Genomic DNA, 20,755 nt, shown 5'->3' on the forward strand with positions numbered 1-20,755 from the left:
CGCCCAACGCGAACGCGAGTTCACCCACCGACAGGAGCAGATCGTGACCGTTGACGACACTCGCGCGAAGCCACGTTCCAGCGTGGAGGACGTCTGGCCTCTTTCCCCGCTGCAGGAGGGAATGCTCTACCACACTGTCCTCGACGGCGAGGGGCCCGACACCTACACCGTGCAGACCGTCTACGGCATCGACGGCCCGCTGGACGCCGCCCTGCTGAGGGCGACGTGGCAGGCGCTGGTCGACCGGCACGCCGCCCTGCGGGCCTGTTTCCGTTACGTCAGCGGCGCGCAGATGGTGCAGGTCATCACGCGGGACGCGCAGATCCCTTGGCGCGAAACGGATCTCACCGGGTTGCCGGAGGACATCCTCGACAGCGAGGTCGACCGGCTGGCCGCGGACGAGCTGGCCGAGCGCCTCCGGATCGAGGTGGCGCCGCTGATGAAGCTGCACCTGATCCGGCTCGGCCCGGACCGCCACCGGCTCGTGCACACGCTCCACCACGTGCTGACCGACGGCTGGTCGATGCCGATCATCCACCGCGAGCTGGCCGCGATCTACGCGGCGGGCGGGGACGCGTCAGGGCTGCCGCCCACAGTGTCCTATCGGGACTATCTCGCCTGGCTCGGCAAGCAGGACAAGGAAATCGCGCGGGCCGCCTGGCGGGAGGAGTTCGCCGGACTGGACACGCCCGTCGCGGTCGCCCCGGCCGATCCTGGCCGGGTGCCGGAAATCGACACGACGATCGTCGAGCTCTCCACGGAGCTGACGGACGGGCTGGCCGAGTTCGCGCGCGGCCACGACCTCACGCTGAACACTGTCGTGCAGGGCGCGTGGGCCGTCGTGCTGTCGCAGCTCGCCGGCCGGACCGACGTGGTGTTCGGCGCGACCGCTTCGGGGCGTCCCGCCGAACTGGCCGGCGTGGAGTCGATGGTCGGCCAGCTGCTCAACACCCTGCCGGTGCGGGTCCGGCTCGACGGCGCGCGGCGGGCCGTCGACCTGTTCGCCGAACTGCAACGCGGCCAGTCCGCCCTCATGGCCCACCAGCATCTCGGCCTCCAGGACGTGCAGGCCGTCGTCGGACCCGGCGCGGTCTTCGACACGCTCGTCATCTACGAGAACTTCCCTCGCAAGGGGCTCGGGCAGGCGCACGACGGCCTGACCCTGCGGCCGGTCAAGCGCGGGCGCAACTCGTCGCACTACCCGTTCACCCTCGTCACCGGTCCCGGTGAGCAGATGCCGCTGATCCTCGACTACGACCGCGGTCTGTTCGACGAGACGGCCGCCGGATCGGTCGTCGGGGCGCTGGCCCGCGTGCTGGAACGCCTGGTCGCCGAACCCGACGTCCTCGTCGGCCGTCTGACGCTGCTGAGCGAGACCGAACGCGCGCTGGTGGTGGACGAATTCAACGCGACCGCGGGCCCGGTGCCGGGCGACTCCGTCGTCGAGCTGTTCGCGCGGCGGGTCGCCGAAGCGCCCGACGCGGTGGCTATCACCGACGCCGCGGGCGCGGATCTGAGCTATGCCGAGGTCGACCAGGCGTCGAATCGGCTGGCGGCGCACCTCGCCACCCGTGGCGTCGGCCGCGGTGACCGCGTCGGGGTGGCGATGGAGCGGTCGCCGGAGCTGCTGATCGCGTTCCTGGCGAGCTGGAAGGCAGGCGCCGCATACGTTCCGGTGGACGTCGAGTACCCGGCGGAGCGGATCTCGTTCATCCTCGGCGATTCCCAGGTCTCGGTCGTTCTGTGCACCCAGGCCACCAGCGGCGTCGCTCCGGCGGACGCGATCGTTCTCGACGCCCCGGAGACGCGAGCCACTATCGACGCTTTCGCCGCCACAGCACCGGAATTCCGGCCGAGCGCGGACGACTTGGCGTACGTCATGTACACGTCGGGCTCCACCGGTCTGCCCAAGGGCGTGGGGATCCCGCACGGCGCCGTGGCGGGCCTGGCGGGCGACCAGGGCTGGCAGATCGGCCCCGGCGACGGCGTGCTGATGCACGCGACGCACGTCTTCGACCCTTCGCTCTACGCGATGTGGGTGCCGCTTTCGACGGGTGCCCGCGTCCTGCTCACCGAGCCGGGCGTGCTGGACGCGGCCGGAGTGCGGCAGGCCGTCGCACGCGGCGCGAACCATGTCCACCTCACCGCCGGTACTTTCCGCGCTCTGGCGGAAACCTCGCCGGAGTGCTTCGAGGGACTGGTCGAAATCGGCACCGGCGGGGACATCGTTCCGGCGCAGTCCGTGGAGAACCTGCGGCGGGCCCAGCCCGGCCTGCGAGTGCGCAACACCTACGGCCCGACCGAGACCACCCTGTGCGCGACGTGGCTCCCGATCGAACCCGGTGACGTGGTCGACCGGGAACTGCCGATCGGTCACCCCATGACGAACCGCCGGATCCACATCCTCGACGCGTTCCTGCGGCCGGTCGCGCCTGGTGTGGCGGGCGAGCTGTACATCGCGGGTACGGGGCTGGCACGCGGATACCTCGACAGCCCTGGCTTCACGTCCGAGCGCTTCGTGGCGTGCCCGTTCGTCCCGGGCGAGCGCATGTACCGCACCGGTGACCTGGCGCGCTGGACCCGTGACGGCGAGGTCGTGTTCCTCGAACGCGCCGACGACCAGGTGAAGATCCGCGGCTACCGCGTCGAACTGGGCGAGGTCGAGTCCGTGCTGGCGGCTCAGCCGGGCGTGGTCGAGGCCGTCGTCATGGCGCGCGAGGACCAGCCGGGGGAGAAGCGGCTGGTGGGGTACTTCGTCTCCGACGGCGGGGACGCGGGACCGGAGGAGATCCGGCGCCGGATGGGCCTCGTCCTGCCCGCGTACATGGTTCCCATGGCGGTCGTCGCGCTTCCCGGTCTGCCCGTCACACCCAACGGCAAGGTGGATCGCCGCGCCCTGCCCGCCCCGGATCTCGCGGGCCGCGCGTCGGAAAAGGCGCCGGAGAGCGAATCCGAAAAGGTTCTCTGCGAACTGTTCTCGGAGATCCTCGGTGTCGACAACGTGGGCGTCGACGATGCTTTCCACGACCTCGGCGGCAGTTCGGCGCTGGCCATGCGGCTCATCGCGCGGATCCGCGAGGTGATCGGCGTGGATCTGCCCATCCGGCAGCTGTTCTCCTCGCCGACGCCCGCCGGGGTCGCCAGGGCGCTCGCCGCGAAGTCCCGTCCCGCGCTGGAACCCGCCGAGCGGCCGGAGCGGCTCCCGCTCACCGCACGGCAGCTCCGCGCCTGGCTACTGGCCGGCCCCGGTGAGGAGACCGCGGGCCTGCACATCTCGGTCGCGCTGCGGCTGCGCGGCAGGCTCGACGTACCCGGGCTGGCGGCGGCGCTCGGGGACGTCGCGACCCGGCACGAAGTGCTCCGCACGACGTTCCCGGGCGACCCGCAGAGCGTCCGGCAGGACGTCCACGAGGCCGCGGCCATCGAGCTGTCACCGGTTTCGGCCACCGAGGAAGAACTCCCCGGTCTGCTCGCCGGGCTGCGTGCGTCGGTCTTCGACCTCACGCGCGAAGTGCCGTGGCGCTGCGACCTTTTCGCGCTGTCGGAAAAGGAACACGTGCTGCATCTGCGAGTGCACCGGATCCTGGCCGACGACGACTCGATGGACGTGTTCTTCCGTGACCTGGCGGCCGCGTACGGCGCACGGCGTTCGGGCCGGGTCCCGGAGCGTGCACCGCTGGCACTGCAGTTCGCCGACTACGCGATCTGGGAACAGCGGCTCCTCGCGGACGAGGACGAACAGGGCAGCCTGATCAACGAACAGGTCGTCTTCTGGCGGGACACCCTCACCGGGATCGACGGGGAGACGGTGCTCCCGTTCGACCGGCCGCGGCCCGCGGTCCCGTCGCGCGAGGCGGGCACGGTCGCGCTGCGGCTGGACGCCGAGCCGTACAACCGGCTGACCGAGGCGGCGCAACGGCTCGGCGCGGACACGATCCACGTCGTGCACGCCGCGCTCGCCATGCTGCTGACCAGATACGGCGCCGGGCACGACCTCGTGATCGGCACGACGCTGGCGCGGGACGAGGACCTCATCGACCTCGAACCGATGATCGGGCCGTTCGCCCGGCCCTTCGCCCTGCGCACGGATCTCTCCGGTGACCCGACGTTCCTCGAGGTCGTCACCCGGGTGCAGGAGGCTGTCCGGGCCGCGCGGCAGCATCTGGACGTCCCCTTCGAGCGGATCGTCGAACTGCTGGACCTGCCCGCCTCGCTCTCCCGCCACCCCGTGTTCCAGGTGGGACTGGAGGTGGACGAGGAGGACATCGGCGCGTGGGACGCGGCGGAACTGCCCGCGCTGCGCACCAGCGTCGTCTCCGGCGGGACGGAGGTCACGGAGCTGGATCTCGCGTTCAAGCTCACCGAGCGGCTCGACGAGGACGACAACGAGGACGGTCTCGAAGGCACCCTTCGCTACGCGGCCGACTTGTTCGACGAAGCCACGGCGGAATCGGTCGCCCGGCGGCTGGTGCGAGTGCTGGAACAGGTCGCGGAGGATCCCCAGCGGCGGATCGGCGACCTCGACCTCTTCCTCGACGACACCGAACGCGGCCGTCCGGCGATCGCGCCGGCGCGATGGGCAGGGGAGGCACCCTCGGTGGTCGCGGAACTGGGCCCGCTCGGCGCGCTCGTGCTCGACGACCAGCGTCGTCCCGTCGCTCCGGGCGCCGTCGGCGATCTGTACGTCACCGGTCCGGCGGTCGACGAGGGCAAGTCGGGTGAGCCGTGCCCGTTCGGCGAGCCGGGACACCGGATGCTGAACACCGGCCTGCTCGCGCGCAAGACCGCGGCCAAGACCCTGATCGTGGTGGGGGAGCGGCGGCGGTCGAGCACCGCGGTGAAGACCGGCGACTACGAGATCCTGTTGCCGTTGCAGGCAGGCGGCGACCGCCCGCCGCTGTTCTGCGTGCACGCGAGCGGCGGACTGAGCTGGAACTACGGGCCGCTGCTGCGGCACCTTCCCGCGAACCAGCCGGTGTACGGCGTCCAGGCGCGCGGCCTCGCGCGTACGGAACGCTTGCCCGAGAGTGTCGAAGAGATGGCGGCGGACTACCTCGCGCACATCCGTGCCGTGCAGCCGACCGGGCCGTATCACCTGCTCGGCTGGTCGCTCGGCGGCCGGATCGCGCAGGCGATGGCCGCGATGCTCGAAGCCGAAGGGGAAGAGCTCGGCCTGCTGGCCCTGCTCGACGCCTATCCGGTCTACATGGGACGGAACGCGACCGGCACGGTGACCGAAGAGGCCGCGCGGGACGAAGACGGGCTCCAGAAACGAAAAGTGCAAGATCTGGAACTCGCCGGAGGCATGGTCCAAGGGCCCGGCGCGCGGGAGCGGTTGGAAGCCGTGATGCGCAACCTCTGGAAGGTCGGGCCCCAGCACACCGCCTCGCCGTTCAACGGCGACATCCTCCTTTTCGTCGCTTCCGAGGACAGGCCGGCCCATCTGCCGGTTTCGGAAGCCGTCGCCGGCTGGAAGGACTTCACCAGCGGCGCCATCGAACACCACGAGATCCCGACCAACCACTACGACATGGTGCAACCCGCGGCGCTGGTCCGGATCGGATCCATCGTCGCCGAGAAGCTCCGGCCTCTGCCGGGCGCCTGAAAGGAAAGATCATGACCAATCCGTTCGACAACGAAGACGGTTCCTTTTTCGTGCTGGTCAACGACGAGGGGCAGCACTCCCTCTGGCCGACCTTCGCGGAGGTGCCCGCCGGCTGGACCCGCGTCCACGGTGAGGCCTCACGCCAGGAATGCCTCGCCTACGTCGAGGAGAACTGGACGGACCTGCGGCCGAAGAGCCTGATCGCCGAGGTCAACGGCTGAGCCCGAGGTGTCCAGCCGCTCAATCCGGGCGGTTGGACTTGCTCGGCGCCCGCTTGCGGTCGTGAGTGGCGTTTCGGGTTCTAACCCGAAACGCCACTCACGACCCGCCGGACCAAAGACGAAAGGATCTGCCGTGTTCGAAGAGCTCAACGTCGTCCGGGGCTTGGAAATCCACCGGAGGGACCGGTTCGATCCGGGGGCGGAGCTCCTTTCGCTGATGGCCGACGGGCCCCTTTCCGCACTGGGCACCGAGGAGTCCGGCGAACGACGGACAGCGTGGCTCGCCACCGGATACGACGAGGTCCGCCAGGTCCTCAGCTCGGACAAGTTCAGCGCCCGGCTGATCTACGGCGGGACGGCGGCGGGCATCGCCTGGCCCGGTTTCCTCACCCACTACGACCCGCCGGACCACACCCGGCTGCGCCGGTTGGTGACGCCGCCGTTCGCCATCCGGCGGATGCGGGGGTTCGAGCCCCACGTCGAGCGGATCGTCGAAGACACCTTGGACACCATCGAGGACATGGGCGGTCCGGCGGACTTCGTCCCGCACTTCGGCTGGGCCGTCGCCACCACGGCGACCTGCGACTTCCTGGGCATCCCGCGCGACGACCAGGCCGACCTGTCGCGCACCCTGCACGCCAGCCGCACCGAACGGACGGACAAGCGGCGCAACGCGGCGGGCAACAAGTTCATGCAGTACATGAACAAGGCGGTCGCCCGGGTGCGCCGCGATCCCGGTGACGACCTGTTCGGTGTCGTCGTGCGCGAACACGGTGACGAGATCACCGACGCGGAACTGGCCGGGGTGGCCGCGTTCATCATGGGCGCGGGCGGCGATCAGGTGGCCCGTTTCCTCGCGGCCGGCGCGTTGCTGATGGTCGATTTCCCGGAGCAGTTCGACCTTCTCCGGGAAAAGCCGGACACGATCCCGGACTGGCTGGAGGAGTTGAACCGGTATCTCACCACCGACGAGAAACTCCACCCGCGCATCGCGAAGGAGGACATCGAGATCGGTGGCCGCCTCGTCAAGGCGGGCGACACGGTCACCTGTTCCCTGCTGGGGGCGAACCGCGCGAACTTCCCCGCGCGAGAGGACGAATTCGACATCACCCGGGAAAAGTCGCCGCATGTCTCGTTCGGGCACGGGATCCACCACTGTCTCGGCAGGCCGCTGGCGGAGATGGTGTTCCGGGTGGCGATTCCCGCGCTGGCCCGGCGTTTTCCCCGGCTGAGGCTCGCCGAGCCCGATCGCAAGCTCAAGTTCGGTCCACCACCGTTCGACGTGGAAGCCCTGCTGCTCGACTGGTAGCGCCAGAAAGCCTGAGGAGAGTCATGGTAGTTCCCTTACCGCATCAGCGGATCCGGCTCGATCCGGCGCCGGAGCTCTGCGCGTTGCGACAGAAGGGCCCGCTGCACGAGTACGACACCGAGACAGGGCTGGACGGCCGACGGCAATGGCTGGTCACCGGATACGACGAAGTGCGCGAGATCCTCGCCGACGCCACCCGGTTCAGTTCGATGCGACCGGTCGACGACGAGGCGGAGCGGGCCCATCTGCCGGGGATCCTGCAGGCCTACGATCCGCCCGACCACACCCGCCTGCGCGGGACGGTGGCCCCGGCGTTCAGCGTCCGGCGGATCGAGCGGTTGCGGCCGCGGGTCGAAGAGATCATCGAAGAGGGCCTTGACGATCTGGAGAGCATGGGCTCGCCGATCGACTTCGTCCGCTACGCGGGCTGGCCCATCCCGGCGCTCATCGCTTGCGAGTTCCTCGGTGTCCCGCGCGACGATCAGGCCGATTTGTCGCGGATGATCCGGGACAGCCGGGAGAGCCGGATCCCCAAGCAGCGGGTCCAGTCGAGCCTCGGTGTCGTCAACTACTGCGAAAAGCTCGCGGCCCGCGAACGCCGCGATCCCGGCGACGAGCTGATCGGATTCATCGCCCGTGAGCACGGGGACAAGGTCGGCGACGAGGAACTGTCCGGGCTCGCCGAGGCGATCCTGATCGTGGCCGTCGAGCAGATGGCCGCCCAGCTGGCGGTCGCGGTGCTGCTGTTCGCGACGAACCCCGCCCAGCTGTCGCTGCTGCGCGAACGTCCGGAGCTGGTGGACAGCGCGACCGAAGAAGTCCTCCGGTACCCGACGATCGTCGAGGCCCCTTCTCCCCGGACGGCGCTCGTCGACCTGACCATCGCCGGGTACGAGATCCGCGCCGGTGACGTGCTGACCTGCTCGATGCTGGCGGTCAACCGCGCGCTCGGGGACAAGTTCGACATCACCCGGGAGAACAGCCCGGGTCATCTCGCCTTCGGCCACGGCATCCACCACTGTGTCGGCGCTCCGCTGGCCAGGCTCGAGCTGCGGGTCGCGCTGCCGCTACTGGCGCGCCGGTTCCCGGCGCTGCGGCTCGCGGTCCCGGAGGAGGAACTGCGGTTCGTCCCCGGCAAGCCCGCGCCGTTCAACCTCGAGGAGCTCCCCATTGAGTGGTGACGACACGCGCCCGATCCACATCCGCAGGCAGGATCTCGATCCGGCGGGAGAACTGCGCGCCGCCGGTCCGCTGTCGAGGGTCACCGTGGGAACCGGGGCGGACGCCGAGACCACCTGGATGGCCGCGGGCCACTCCGTCGTGCGCCAGGTTTTGGGTGACCACAAGCGGTTCAGCACGCGGCGCCGCTGGCATCAGCGGGACGAGGTCGGCGGGGAGGGCATCTTCCGGCCGAAGGAACTGGTCGGCAATCTGATGGACTACGACCCTCCCGAGCACACCCGGTTGCGGCAGAAGCTGACCCCGGGGTTCACCCTGCGCAAGATGCGGCGCATGGAGCCGTACATCGACCAGATCGTGTCGGAACGGCTCGATGCCATGGCGGACGCGGGATCGCCCGCCGACGTGATCGAACTCGTCGCCGACGAGGTGCCGGGAGCCGTGCTGTGCGAGCTCATCGGCGTTCCCCGGGACGACCGCGCCATGTTCATGAGCCTGTGCCACGGGCATCTCGACGCCACGCGCAGTCAACGGAAGCGGGCGGCCGCCGGCGAGGCGTTCTCCCGCTACCTGCTGGCGATGATCGCCAGGAACCGGAAAGAACCCGGCGAAGGGCTGATCGGAGCGGTCGTCGCCGAACATGGTGACGATGCCACCGATGAGGAGCTGAGAGGCTTTTGCGTGCAGGTGATGCTCGCCGGCGACGACAACATCTCCGGCATGATCGGACTGGGGGTTCTGGCGCTGCTACGGCACCCCGAGCAGATCGCCGCGGTGCGGGGTGACGACCAGTCGGCGGAACGGGCGGTCGACGAGTTGATCCGCTACCTGACGGTGCCGTACGCCCCGACACCCCGGACGGCCATGGAGGACGTCGTCATCGGGGACGAGGTGATCAAGCAGGGCGAGACCGTTCTCTGTTCGCTCCCCATGGCGAACCGCGACCCGGCGCTGGTACCGGATCCGGACCGGCTCGATCTCACGCGGCAGCCCGCGCCGCACGTGGCCTTCGGGCACGGGATCCACCACTGTATCGGCGCTTCGCTGGCCCGCATGGAACTGCGTACGGTCTTCACCTTGCTGTGGCGGCGTTTTCCCGGGCTCAGGCTCGCGGATCCCGCCAAGGAGACCATGTTCCGCCTGACCACCCCGGCTTACGGGCTCACGAGCCTGATGGTCGCGTGGTGATCGGGCCGTCCATGGCGGCGCTGGACGTCCCGCCCGATCACGGATGAAGATTGCGGCGCGGCAACGGCACGGACCGCAATTCCTGGTCAATGAAGGAGCTTCCACTCGGTATGGAGCACGCAATCGACGAGGTCGCGCCGGCCGTGGAGCCGACGGCGAACTACATGACGAGGACGCACTGCGATCCGCACGAGGACATGTTCGCGTTGCGGGAGAAGGGATCGCTGGTCCGGATACTCGGGGACGCCCCCACCCAGCTCGGCAAGGGCTACGTTTGGCAGGCCCTCGGCTACGACGTCGTCCGGAAGATCCTCGGCGATCACGAGAACTTCACCACGCGGCCCCGGCTGACCGAGGCGGAAGCACAACGGACGACCAACGGTGAAGACGTCCCCATGGCGCCGCACTTCGTCGGGCAGATCTCGACCTACGATCCGCCGGAACACACGCGGCTGCGGCGGATGCTGACACCCGAGTTCACCGTCCGGCGGATCCGGAGGCTGGAACCCGCGATCCAGGAACTCATCGACGATCATCTCGACGAGATGGAGGCCGAGGGACCGCACGCGGACCTCCAGGGATTGTTCGCCGACCCGGTCGGCGGCGGCGTGCTGTGCGAACTGCTCGGCATTCCGCGTGATGACCGGGCCGAATTCATCCGGCGAATCAGGCGGAATGTCGATATCAGCCGCGGATTCAAGGCGCGGGCGGCCGACAGCGCGGCGTTCAACCGGTATCTGGACAGCCTCATCACCCGGCAGCGGAAGGACCCCGACGAGGGGTTCATCGGCATGCTCGTCCGAGAGCACGGCGAGAACGTCACGGACGAGGAGCTGAAAGGCCTGTGCACGGCGCTCCTTCTCGGTGGTGTCGAGACCGTCGCGGGGATGATCGGCTTCGGGGTGCTCGCACTGCTGGACGACCCCGAACAGAAAGACCTGGTCTTCGAAGGTCCCGAGAACGTGGATCGCGTGGTCGCCGAACTCCTGCGTTACCTCTCGCCCGTGCAGCAGCCGAACCCGCGAATGGCCATCCGTGACGTCGTCGTCGACGGCAAGCTGATCAAGGCCGGGGATTATGTTCTGTGCTCGATCTTGATGGCCAACCGGGATGAAGCGCTGACGCCGAATCCCAACGTGCTCGACGCGAAGCGTGCTTCCGTCTCGGATGTCGCGTTCGGGCACGGCATCCACTACTGCGTGGGCGCCGCGGTGGCGAGAACGGTGCTGCGCATGGCCTATCGGACGCTGTGGCGCCGTTTTCCCGGGCTCGCGCTGGCGGTACCGGTCGAGGAAGTGAAGCTGCGAAACGCGTTCATCGATTGTCCGGACCGGTTGCCGGTCACCTGGTAGTCACCCGGCGAAGTGCTATTTGACAGAGGAATGGTGGGAGATGTCGGTCGAAGAGTTCGATGTGGTGGTGGCCGGAGGCGGGCCGGGTGGTTCGACGGTGGCTTCGCTGGTGGCCATGCAGGGGCATCGGGTGTTGCTGTTGGAGAAGGAAGTCTTTCCGCGGTACCAGATCGGTGAGTCGTTGCTGCCGTCCACCGTGCACGGGATCTGCCGGATGCTCGGCGTGACGGACGAACTGGCGGCCGCGGGCTTCCCGGTGAAGCGGGGCGGTACTTTCCGTTGGGGCGCTCGTCCGGAGCCGTGGACTTTCTCCTTCTCGGTTTCCCCGCGGATCACCGGGCCGACGTCGTTCGCCTATCAGGTCGAGCGGGCTCGATTCGACGAGATCCTGCTGAACAACGCGCGGCGCAAGGGTGTGGTGGTACGGGAGGAGTGCACGGTCACCGGTGTGCTGGAAGAGGGTGAGCGGGTCACCGGCCTGCGCTATACCGATCCCGATGGTGAACAGCGTGAAGTGTCGGCGACTTTCGTGATCGACGCCTCCGGCAACAAGAGCCGCTTGTACTCCCAAGTCGGCGGCACGCGTAACTATTCGGAGTTCTTCCGCAGTCTGGCGCTGTTCGGCTATTTCGAGGGCGGTAAACGACTGCCCGCCCCGTATTCGGGGAACATCCTGAGTGTCGCGTTCGACAGCGGCTGGTTCTGGTACATTCCGCTGAGCGACACGCTGACCAGTGTCGGCGCGGTGGTGCGCCGGGAGGACGCGGAGAAGATCCAGGGCGACCAGGAGAAGGCGCTCAAGACCTTGATCGCCGAATGCCCCTTGATTTCGGAGTACCTTTCGGACGCGCGCAGGGTGACTTCCGGTAAATATGGCGAGCTGCGGGTTCGCAAGGATTACTCGTACCATCAGACGTCTTTCTGGCGGCCTGGAATGATACTCGTCGGTGATGCCGCGTGCTTCGTGGATCCCGTGTTCTCCTCCGGAGTGCATCTGGCGACTTACAGCGGGCTGCTCGCGGCCCGCTCGATCAACAGTGTTCTCGGCGGGGACACCGACGAGAAGACCGCCTTGACCGAGTTCGAAGCACGCTATCGGCGCGAGTACGGAGTGTTCTACGAGTTCCTCACCTCGTTCTACCAGATGAACGTGAACGAGGATTCGTACTTCTGGCAGGCGAAGAAGGTCACGAACAACCAGCACACCGAGATCGAGTCGTTCGTGGACCTGGTCGGTGGGGTGTCGTCCGGTGAGGCGGCGTTGACGCCGACGGACAGGATCGTGGAGCGCAGCGCCGAGTTCTCCGCGGCCGTGGACCAGATGGCCGGTGGCGACGAAGACAGCATGGTGCCGCTGTACAAGTCGCAGGTGGTCAAGCAGGTGATGCAGGAGGCGGGCCAGGAACAGATGAGGGCGGTGCTCGGTGAAGACGCCGAACCCGAGCTGCCGCTGTTCCCCGGCGGCTTGGTGACCTCGCCCGACGGAATGAGCTGGCTGCCCTATCGCCCGGCGTGACAAAGGACCCACGGAACAGAGGATGAGAAATGCGTGTGTTGTTCTCCGGTAATGGAACACGCGGAGATGTCGAACCGTTGGTGGCACTGGCGCTGCGGTTGCGGGAGCGCGGTGCCGAGGTGCGCATGTGCGCGCCGCCGGACTACGTGGAGCGGATGGCCGAGGTCGGCATACCGCTGACCCGGATCGGCCCGCCGGTGCGAGCGGGAGCCCGCGGGGGAGGGCCGGCGCCCGGTGCGCCCGAGCTCGCGGACGCGACGATCGCCGAGCAGTTCGACCGGATCCCGGCGGTCGCCGAGGGGTGTGACGCGGTGGTCTCGACCGGTTTGGTGTCCGCCGCGGTCGGTGTGCGGTCGGTGGCCGAAAAGCTGGGTATTCCCTACTTCTACACCTTCTACTGCCCCAACTATCTGCCGACGACGGACCGGGACCTGCGTAATCAGGGCGCCTACGACCTGTTCGGCGGTCCGCTCAACAGCCGTCGGGCGTCGGTCGGGTTGGCGCCGGTGGAGAAGATCTTCGATTACGGGTTCACCGAGGAACCGTGGCTCGCCGCGGACGCGGTGCTGGCTCCGGCGCCGCCCGATGCCGCCACCGTGCAGACCGGCGCGTGGATCTCGCCCGACGAGCGGCCGTTGCCGGCGGAGCTGGAAGCGTTCCTGAACGCCGGCCCGCCCCCGGTCTACGTGAGCTTCGGTAGCGGGCCCGCGCCCACCGATGTGGCCACGGTGGCCGTCGAGGCGGTCCGGGCGCAGGGGTACCGGGTGGTGCTCGCCAGGGGTTGGGCCGGACTGGCTCTTCCCGACGATCGGGGGGATTGCCTGGCGGTGGGCGAGGTGAACCATCAGGCGCTGTTCGGCCGCGTGGCCGCCGTCGTGCACCATGGCGGCGCGGGTACGACGACCGTGGCGACCCGGGCCGGTGTCCCGCAGGTCGTGGTGCCCCAGAAGGCCGATCAGCCGTACTTCGCGGGCCGGGTGGCCGACCTGGGCGTCGGGGTGGCACACGACGGTCCGGCCCCGACCTTCGATTCCTTGTCGGCCGCGCTCGCGACGGCCTTGAGCCAGGAGACGCGGGCGCGGGCTTCGGCGGTGGCAGGCACGATCCGCGTCGACGGGACGTCGGTGGCCGCGGACCTGTTGTTCGAGGCGGTCAGCCGGAACAAGCCGACCGTTTCCGCGTAACCCGCACCGAGCAGGTCCGCGAACCAGAACCTATGAATCGGGGGAATACCTCATGCGCGTGTTGTTGTCGACGTCCGGAAGCCGCGGAGATGTCGAACCGCTGGTGGCGCTGGCGGTGCGGTTGCGCGCACTCGGCGCCGAGGTGCGGATGTGCGCGCCGCCGGACTCCGCGGAGCGGCTGGCCGAGGTCGACGTGCCGCTGGTACCGGTCGGTCAGTCGGCGCGAGCGATGCTGCACGGGAAGAAGCGGCCGACACCCGCGGACGGGCCCCGGCTCTCGGCCGAGGCGATCGCCCTGCAGTTCGACAAGGTTCCGGCGGCCGCCGAGGGGTGCGACGCGGTGGTCGCGTCCGGCGTGCTTGCCGCCGCGGTCGGGGTGCGGTCGGTGGCCGAGAAACTGGGGATCCCTTATTTCTACGCGTTTTACTGCCCGATCTACCTGCCGTCGCCGTATTACCCGCCGCCGCCACCGCTCGGTGAACCGCCCGCACAGGACGTGACCGACAACCGCGTGCTCTGGGAGAGGAACGACCAGAGCGCATACCGGCGGTTCGGCGACGCGCTCAACAGCCGCCGGGCTTCGATCGGGCTGGCGCCGGTGGAGAAGATCTTCGATTACGGGTTCACCGATCACCCGTGGCTCGCCGCGGACGCGGTGCTGGCCCCGTTGCGGCCGACGGATCTCGCGGCCGTCCAGACCGGTGCGTGGATCTTGCCCGATACGAGGCCGCTGTCGGCGGAGCTGGAGGCGTTTCTGCGCGCCGGGCCGCCGCCTGTCTACGTGGGTTTCGGCAGTGGGCCGGCGCCCGCCGACGCCGCCAGGCTGGCGGTCGAGGTGGTTCGTGCGCAGGGGCATCGGGTGGTCTTGTCCCGAGGGTGGGCGGACCTGGCTCTTCCCGATGACCAGGAGGATTGCCGGGCGGTGGGCGAGGTGAACCATCAGGTGCTGTTCGGCCGGGTGGCCGCCGTCGTCCACGCGGGCAGCGCGGGCACGACGACCGCGGCCACCCGGGCGGGCGTCCCGCAGGTCGTGGTGCCCCAGATGACCGATCAGCCGTATTACGCGGGCCGGGTGGCCGAGCTGGGCGTCGGGGTGGCACACGACGGTCCGGCCCCGACCTTCGATTCCTTGTCGGCCGCGCTCGCGACGGCCCTGAGCCCGGAGACCCGGGCGCGGGCTTCGGCCGTGGCAGGCACCGTCCGTACCGACGGGGCCGGCGTGGCCGCGAACCTGTTGTTCGAGGCGGTCAGCCGGAACAAGCCGGCTGTTTCCGCTTGACACCGAGTCGTCAAAAACCGAGGGCGGTCGCCGATGGATGCCGAAACCGTACGCAGTGCGCTGAAGATGGAGGACGAGAGGAGTGTGGCCTGGCTCTCGGACCTCGAGAAGCTCGGCTCGCCTCCCGAGCCGGTACGACTCCCGCGGGGCGACGAGGCACGAGAGCTCTTGCGGCGGCTGGGGGTGCCGGAGCTCGACGTCGAGGAGATCGTGGCGGCCGCTCCAGAGCCCGATCGTGACCCGGCCCTGTGGTGGCTGCTCGAACGCAGCCACCACGCGATCATCCGGAACATGGGCGACTGCCGGGTGAAGCGGCGGGGTGCGCCGAACCTGCCGTCCGGGACAGGCGCCGCCGGGCGTTACTTCCATGTATATGTCTTCCTCGCGACCGTTCCGTCGGTGCGCGGCTTCCACGAGAGCCGGGGAATCCCCGAGAAAGTCACCTGGGAGTCCTTGGCGCAACTGGGGGATTCGGTCGCCACTTATCGCCGCAAGCACGGCGAGGGCGGCATGGACACGCAATGGTGGACCGCCTACTTCCTGAGCGGCATCGTCTACCAGCTCGGCCGTCTCCAGTTCAGCCTCGCCGTCGGCCGTGACGGCACTCCCGAGCTCGGTCTGCACATCCCCGAAGCGGGCGGACCGCTGAAAGGCACCATCTTCTACGACTCGCTGTGCCTTGCCCGCCCGTTCTTCGACCGGCATTTCCCCGAGCACGGCGCGGACGTGCTGACCGGCACATCGTGGTTGCTCGATCCGCAGCTGGAGGAATACCTCTCCGAGGAGTCCCACATCATCCGGTTCAGGCGGGCGTGGACGCGTATCGAGGGCGACCCCGAGCCTGGGGACGACGCGATCCTGGAGTTCGTGTTCCACTACAACGGCGAGCCGCTGGACGAACTTCCCCAGCGCACCTCCCTGGAAAGGGCGGTGGTCGCCCATTTGAGGGCCGGGCGGCACTGGTACGAGTACGCCGGTCATCTTCCGCTTCCGTAAAAGCGTCCTATACGGCCGTTTCACGGTCGAGAGAGGTGAAGACGTGGTGTCTTCCGTCCAGGGTTCCCCGTTGCCGGGTGGCGAGTCCGTCGCCAAACCGAACCCCATGTTCCACGACGCCGGCGCGACCCGGTTACTGGCGATTTCCCCTCATTTGGACGACGCGGTCCTGTCTTTCGGAGCCTGCCTCACCCAAGCGGCGCAAGACGGCGCGAAGGTGACCGTCTACACGGTGTTCGCCGGTACCGCGGCCCCTCCCTATTCTCCCGCGGCGGAACGGATGCACGCGATCTGGGGTCTTTCACCGGATGACGACGCGCCGCTCTATCGCCGAGAGGAGGACATCGCCGCGCTCGGCCATCTGAAGGTGGGCTACCGGCACGGCCGGTTCCTCGACACGATCTATCGCAAGCTGCCCGATGGCGGCTGGCTGGCGGATCACGTGGAAGGCGGGCAAAAGCTGGCGATCAACGAGAAGGCGCCGGAGCGGGATCACGATCTCGTCGCCGAGATCAAGGACGACATCAAGTCGCTCATCGAGGAAGTCGATCCCACGCTGCTCGTCACGTGCGCGGCCATCGGTGGCCATCCCGATCACGAGACCGCGCGAGACGCCGCATTGCTCGCCGCGCACGAGATGAACGTTCCCGTCCGGCTTTGGGAAGACCTCCCCTACGCGGTGTTCCGGCCAGGCGCGGTCGAATTGCCGCAGGGCTTCCAGCTCGGTTCGCCCGATTTCACCGCGGTCGAACCGGAGGCACGGGTACGGAAGTTCGAGTCCGTGGAGTACTACCCGTCCCAGCTGTCGATGCTCAACGGGCGGGACAAGAATCTGTTCGAGCGACTCGAAACGCATGCTCGGAAGACTTCGCCCCCTGGCGGATACGGCGAAACGACCTGGCCGGTCGTGACCGTCGGCTAATCCACCGCCTCTCCCGCCATCGGGTGAGACCGAAGTCCCTGATCCGCCACCCTGCGATGCCGTATCACGCCGGAGGTATCGGAATGTCCGCAACACTGACCTATCTGCCGTCGCGGTCCCCGGACCCCGGACCCGGTGGCGGAGCGAACCGTTGGGCGGTCTGGCGGTCGCCGTCCGATCAGCCGCGTTGGGCCCGGCCGGTGTTGCTGGGCATGGCTTTCGTGGCGATGGTGCTCTATGCCGCGAGCCTGCCGTTCGTCGACTACGCGCCGCTGTACGCGGACGCCGTCAAGAGCATGTCGGGGAGCTGGAAGGCGTTCTTCTTCGGCGCCGTCGACGCGGAGGCCACGTACACCCTCGACAAGCTGGCGGGGTCTTTCGTACCGCAGGCCATCTCGGCCAAGATCTTCGGCTATCACGCCTGGTCGCTGGCGCTGCCGCAGGTGATCGAGGGCGTGATCTCGGTGCTGGTGATGTACCGGGTCGTGCGGCGGTGGGCAGGTGCGGTCCCCGGCCTGCTCGCGGCGGGTATCTTCGCGTTCACCCCGGTCGTCGCGTCGATGTTCGGGCACAGCATGCAGGACGGCCTGCTGACCATGTGCCTGGTCCTCGCGGTGGACGCGTATCAGCGGGCCGTCCTCGAGGCGCGGCTTCGATCCCTGGTCTGGGCAGGAGTCTGGATCGGGCTGGGCTTCCAGGCGAAGATGATGCAGGCGTGGATGATCCTGCCCGCGCTGGCGATCGGCTACCTGCTGACCGCGCCGATCGGACGGCGCCTCCGGCTGAAGCATCTGGGGATCGCCGGAGTGGTGATGCTGGCGGTGTCGCTCTCGTGGGTCGCGCTTTACACCTTCACCCCGGCCGGTTCCCGGCCGTACGTCAGTGGCAGCACGAACAACAGCGCCGTCGCCATGGTGTTCGGATACAACGGCCTCGGGCGCGTGGGCATCGACCTGCCGGGCGCCGCGGACGCCAACGGCAGGAACGGGCCGAAGGTCGGGCCGAAGGCCAAGGAGGGCCCCGGGTCGAGCGGTCGCCCGAAGGTCGGCCCGAAGGCGCACGGCCTGCCGCCGATCGGTGCGGGGCAACTGGGCGGGCCCCCGGGCGGGGACCTGTCCAAGGTGGAGAGCAGGCCGGATCCGATGGGCTGGACCAAGCTGTTCGACGGTCACCTCGGCGTCGCGATCGCCTGGCTGTTCCCGCTCACCGTGCTGTCACTGATCTGCGGGCTCCGGTGGTGGCGCCGGGCCGAACGCACCGACCCGGTGCGCGGCGGGCTGGTGATGTGGGGCGTGTGGCTGGCGACCTTCGGTTTGGTCTTCAGTGCGAGCGCCGTCGCGCACACCGCGTACGTGGCCTCACTCGCGCCGGCGATCGCCGCCCTTTCCGCCATTGGCATCGTGATGTTCTGGCGGGCATACCAGCGTGGCGGAAAGCAGGCCTGGCTACTGCCGATCGCGATCGCGGCCGAACTGGCCTGGGGTGCCTGGCTGTGGTCCCACTATCCGAACTTCCTGCCGTGGGCGAAATGGGGAACGCTCGTGCTCGGCACGGTCGCTCTCGCCCTGCTGATTCTGGCGCGGGTGCGCGAAAACGCCCCCGCGGCCCTGGTCAAGGCCGGGCTCGTCGTCGGCGTCACGGCCATGCTGGCCGCACCCGTCACGTATGCCGCCTCGGTCATCCATCCGAACTACGCCGGCAGCTCCTTCGACGCCAACGCCGGACCGGCGTCAGGTTCCGCGTGAGGTGAGCGATCCGAGAGGGAGGATCCGGGTGCGCAGGTGCCGGATCCTCCCTTCTCGGCGCGTGCGGCGACACCTTCTCACCACAGAGCGGATCCGGTGAACCAAGTCGCCGGACCGTCACGACCATCCGGGGGTACCTGATGACCGAGGCCGTCACCCAGCTCGCGGCCGCCGGCCGTCCGATCGAGGTGCGGGAGACTTCCAGGCGGCACACCTATGACCGCCAGATCCGCTTCGCGGACATCGACGCACACGGCCACGTCAACAACGCCCGTTTCGTCGAGTACCTGGAAGACGCGAGGATCGCCCTCTACCTCGATTACGCCGGTGCCCTGCAGGAAGACCGCGGCGGGTTGCCATCGGTGGGGATGGTGGTCGTCCGGCACGAGGTCGACTACCGCAGGCCGCTCGAATTCGGGCGGCGTTCGGTGCGGATCGAGTCGTGGGTGACCAAGGTCAGCTGGGCCAGTTGCGAACTGGCCGCGGAGATCCGCTCGGACGAAGGGGTGCACATCGAGGCCCGTTCGACGATCGCGGCAGTCGACCAGGACACCGCCAAGCCGCGGCGCTTCACCGTTTCCGAGCGTGCCTTCCTCGAGCGCTACCTGCACTGAGGAGCTATTGAGAAGTAAGGCAACCTGGCGCGGCGGGTCGGGTGGGTCGTGAGTGGTAAGTGTCGTTCTGGCGAGCCTCGGCCCGGGCTGAGGCGGCCCGGTGTGTCGTGAAGGGCCCCTTTGAGACCTTCAACGTCTCAAAGGGGCCCTTCACGACATCCCCACGACCGCGAAAGCTCACGTGAGTGCCTCTGGCCGGAGTCCTTCACGGACCGGCCTGGCCGCAGCCGGAACGTTTATTTCGCGATCAGGATGCGCCAATGCGGCATTGGGGACGATCAGTGGCCCAATGCCGCATTGGGCGCGCGACACGATTCCACTCAGGGGAGCCGCGGCTTGATGAGCGCCGCGAGCCGCACAACGCCCTCTTTGATCAATTCGGGCGTGAGCAGGCTGATCGACAGCCGGAGCTGATGGAATCCGCCCTTTCCGCCGTAGAAATGATGCATCGGGGTGAACAGCACGCCGTGGTCACGGGCGGCGATTTCCAGCAATTCGTCATCGACGACGAACGGCACTGTGACGGTGACGAAGAACCCGCCCGTCGGGCTATTCCAGCTGACGTCGGCGCACGAGCCGAGTTCGCGGTCGAGTGCGCTCAGGGTGAGCTGGAGATTGCGCTGGTAGATGGCGATTTCCCGCGCGTTCGCCTTGGTGAGGCTGAAATCGTTGAGCAGGAGTTTGCCGGCGATCACGGCCTGCGCGATGGGCGAGGTGTTCACCGTGAGCATGCCCTTGAGCTTCGAAAGCTGGTCGGCGTACAGGCCGCCGTCGGCCATCCGCTGGTCCGCCACCGCGAAGCCGACCCGGGCGCCGGGCATGCCGGTCTTGGCGAAGGAGCCGAGGTAGACCACGGATCCCGACCGGTCGAGGGATTTCAGCGAGGGCAGCCGCTCGGCGCCGAACAACCCGTACGCGTTGTCCTCCAGGAGCAGGATCCCGTGCGATTCGGCGACGTCGAGGAGCCGGTGGCGCGAAGGGAGATCCATGCTGGTGCCGGTGGGGTTGGCGAAGTTGGGGGTCACGTAACAGGCCCGGGCCCGCTTGCCCTGTTCGTCGGCACGTTTGAGCTGGAGGACGAGGTCCTCCGGATCGATGCCGTTCTCGGTCGACCGCACCGGCCACACGGGCGTGTCGGTGAGCAGCGCCGCGCCGGTCAGGCCGACGTAGGTGGGGGCCGGGGCGAGCAGCACGTCCCGTCCGCCCGCCCGCAGCGTGCGGAGAACCAGGAACATGGCTTCCTGTGCGCCGACCGTGACGACGACGGATTCGGGGGCGGCGTCGATGTTCTCGTCCTCGGCGAGATTCCGGGCGATGAGATCGGCGATGACGCCCTTGGTGGTGCCGTATTGGAAGAGCGTGCGGGTGACCACGGACTCCGCCATTTTCCGGTCGCGCCGGAGATGATCACAATAGGCGTCGAGGTACTCGTGAATGAGCCGCAGGTCGAAGAACTCTTCGTACGGCCTGCCTGCCGCCATGGAAATGGCCACAGGGTATTCGTCGATCAGTTCGTTCAGCAGATTCATCGACGAGATGGCCGGATCGGTGAGCGATCCGTGCAGCGTTTCCACGTTCAAGTGAGTGGACAGACCGTTTGAATCCATGAATACTAGGATTTCCATACGCCGTTGAGGTGTCAAGA

General features: G+C 68.4%; 14 protein-coding genes. 13 read left to right on the top strand and 1 reads right to left on the bottom strand.

Annotated features, from left to right (window positions below):
• Nucleotides 1–43 precede the first annotated feature (43 nt).
• The 13 genes from DL990_RS27020 (at nt 44) to DL990_RS27080 (ending at nt 19,110) form a co-directional block, all read left to right on the top strand.
• Nucleotides 44–5,605, top strand: coding sequence for a non-ribosomal peptide synthetase (locus tag DL990_RS27020; protein WP_125800322.1), 5,562 nt, complete (start codon nt 44–46; stop codon nt 5,603–5,605).
• A gap of 11 nt (nt 5,606–5,616) precedes the next feature.
• Nucleotides 5,617–5,826 (top strand): MbtH family protein, encoded by a 210-nt coding sequence (locus tag DL990_RS27025; RefSeq protein WP_125789836.1) that lies wholly within the window; start codon nt 5,617–5,619, stop codon nt 5,824–5,826.
• Between the two features lie 133 nt (nt 5,827–5,959).
• Entirely contained in the window at nt 5,960–7,135 is a 1,176-nt protein-coding gene (locus DL990_RS27030; RefSeq protein ID WP_125789837.1) for a cytochrome P450, read from the top strand.
• Nucleotides 7,136–7,158: 23 nt separating this feature from the next.
• On the top strand, nt 7,159–8,316 hold the full coding sequence (locus DL990_RS27035; RefSeq protein WP_125800323.1) for a cytochrome P450: 1,158 nt from the start codon (nt 7,159–7,161) through the stop codon (nt 8,314–8,316).
• A complete protein-coding gene (locus DL990_RS27040; RefSeq protein WP_125789839.1) occupies nt 8,306–9,502 on the top strand; it encodes a cytochrome P450 in 1,197 nt (398 codons plus the stop codon). Before DL990_RS27035 ends, DL990_RS27040 begins: the two co-directional genes overlap by 11 nt.
• A gap of 110 nt (nt 9,503–9,612) precedes the next feature.
• Nucleotides 9,613–10,854 (top strand): cytochrome P450, encoded by a 1,242-nt coding sequence (locus DL990_RS27045; protein ID WP_125800324.1) that lies wholly within the window; start codon nt 9,613–9,615, stop codon nt 10,852–10,854.
• Between the two features lie 40 nt (nt 10,855–10,894).
• On the top strand, nt 10,895–12,370 hold the full coding sequence (locus tag DL990_RS27050) for a tryptophan halogenase family protein (RefSeq protein WP_125789841.1): 1,476 nt from the start codon (nt 10,895–10,897) through the stop codon (nt 12,368–12,370).
• A 29-nt stretch (nt 12,371–12,399) separates the two neighbouring features.
• Nucleotides 12,400–13,554, top strand: a complete 1,155-nt coding sequence (locus tag DL990_RS27055) for a glycosyltransferase (RefSeq protein ID WP_125800325.1) — start codon at nt 12,400–12,402, stop codon at nt 13,552–13,554.
• Between the two features lie 52 nt (nt 13,555–13,606).
• Entirely contained in the window at nt 13,607–14,833 is a 1,227-nt protein-coding gene (locus tag DL990_RS27060; protein ID WP_125800326.1) for a glycosyltransferase, read from the top strand.
• Nucleotides 14,834–14,866: 33 nt separating this feature from the next.
• Complete coding sequence (locus DL990_RS27065; RefSeq protein ID WP_125800327.1) at nt 14,867–15,829, top strand: acyltransferase domain-containing protein; 963 nt, start codon at nt 14,867–14,869, stop codon at nt 15,827–15,829.
• A gap of 43 nt (nt 15,830–15,872) precedes the next feature.
• Nucleotides 15,873–16,751, top strand: a complete 879-nt coding sequence (locus DL990_RS27070; RefSeq protein WP_233599318.1) for a PIG-L deacetylase family protein — start codon at nt 15,873–15,875, stop codon at nt 16,749–16,751.
• A gap of 83 nt (nt 16,752–16,834) precedes the next feature.
• Complete coding sequence (locus DL990_RS27075) at nt 16,835–18,496, top strand: glycosyltransferase family 39 protein (RefSeq protein WP_125789845.1); 1,662 nt, start codon at nt 16,835–16,837, stop codon at nt 18,494–18,496.
• Between the two features lie 140 nt (nt 18,497–18,636).
• Nucleotides 18,637–19,110: a thioesterase family protein gene (locus tag DL990_RS27080; RefSeq protein WP_125789846.1), complete on the top strand. Its 474-nt coding sequence runs from the start codon at nt 18,637–18,639 to the stop codon at nt 19,108–19,110.
• 320 nt (nt 19,111–19,430) lie between these two features.
• Here DL990_RS27080 and DL990_RS27085 read toward each other — a convergent pair whose 3' ends face one another.
• Nucleotides 19,431–20,717 (bottom strand): PLP-dependent aminotransferase family protein, encoded by a 1,287-nt coding sequence (locus DL990_RS27085; RefSeq protein ID WP_125785527.1) that lies wholly within the window; start codon nt 20,715–20,717, stop codon nt 19,431–19,433.
• Nucleotides 20,718–20,755: the final 38 nt, after the last annotated feature.

It is taken from the genome of Amycolatopsis sp. WAC 01416, assembly GCF_003947485.1.
In the GTDB taxonomy this organism is placed as follows: domain Bacteria; phylum Actinomycetota; class Actinomycetes; order Mycobacteriales; family Pseudonocardiaceae; genus Amycolatopsis.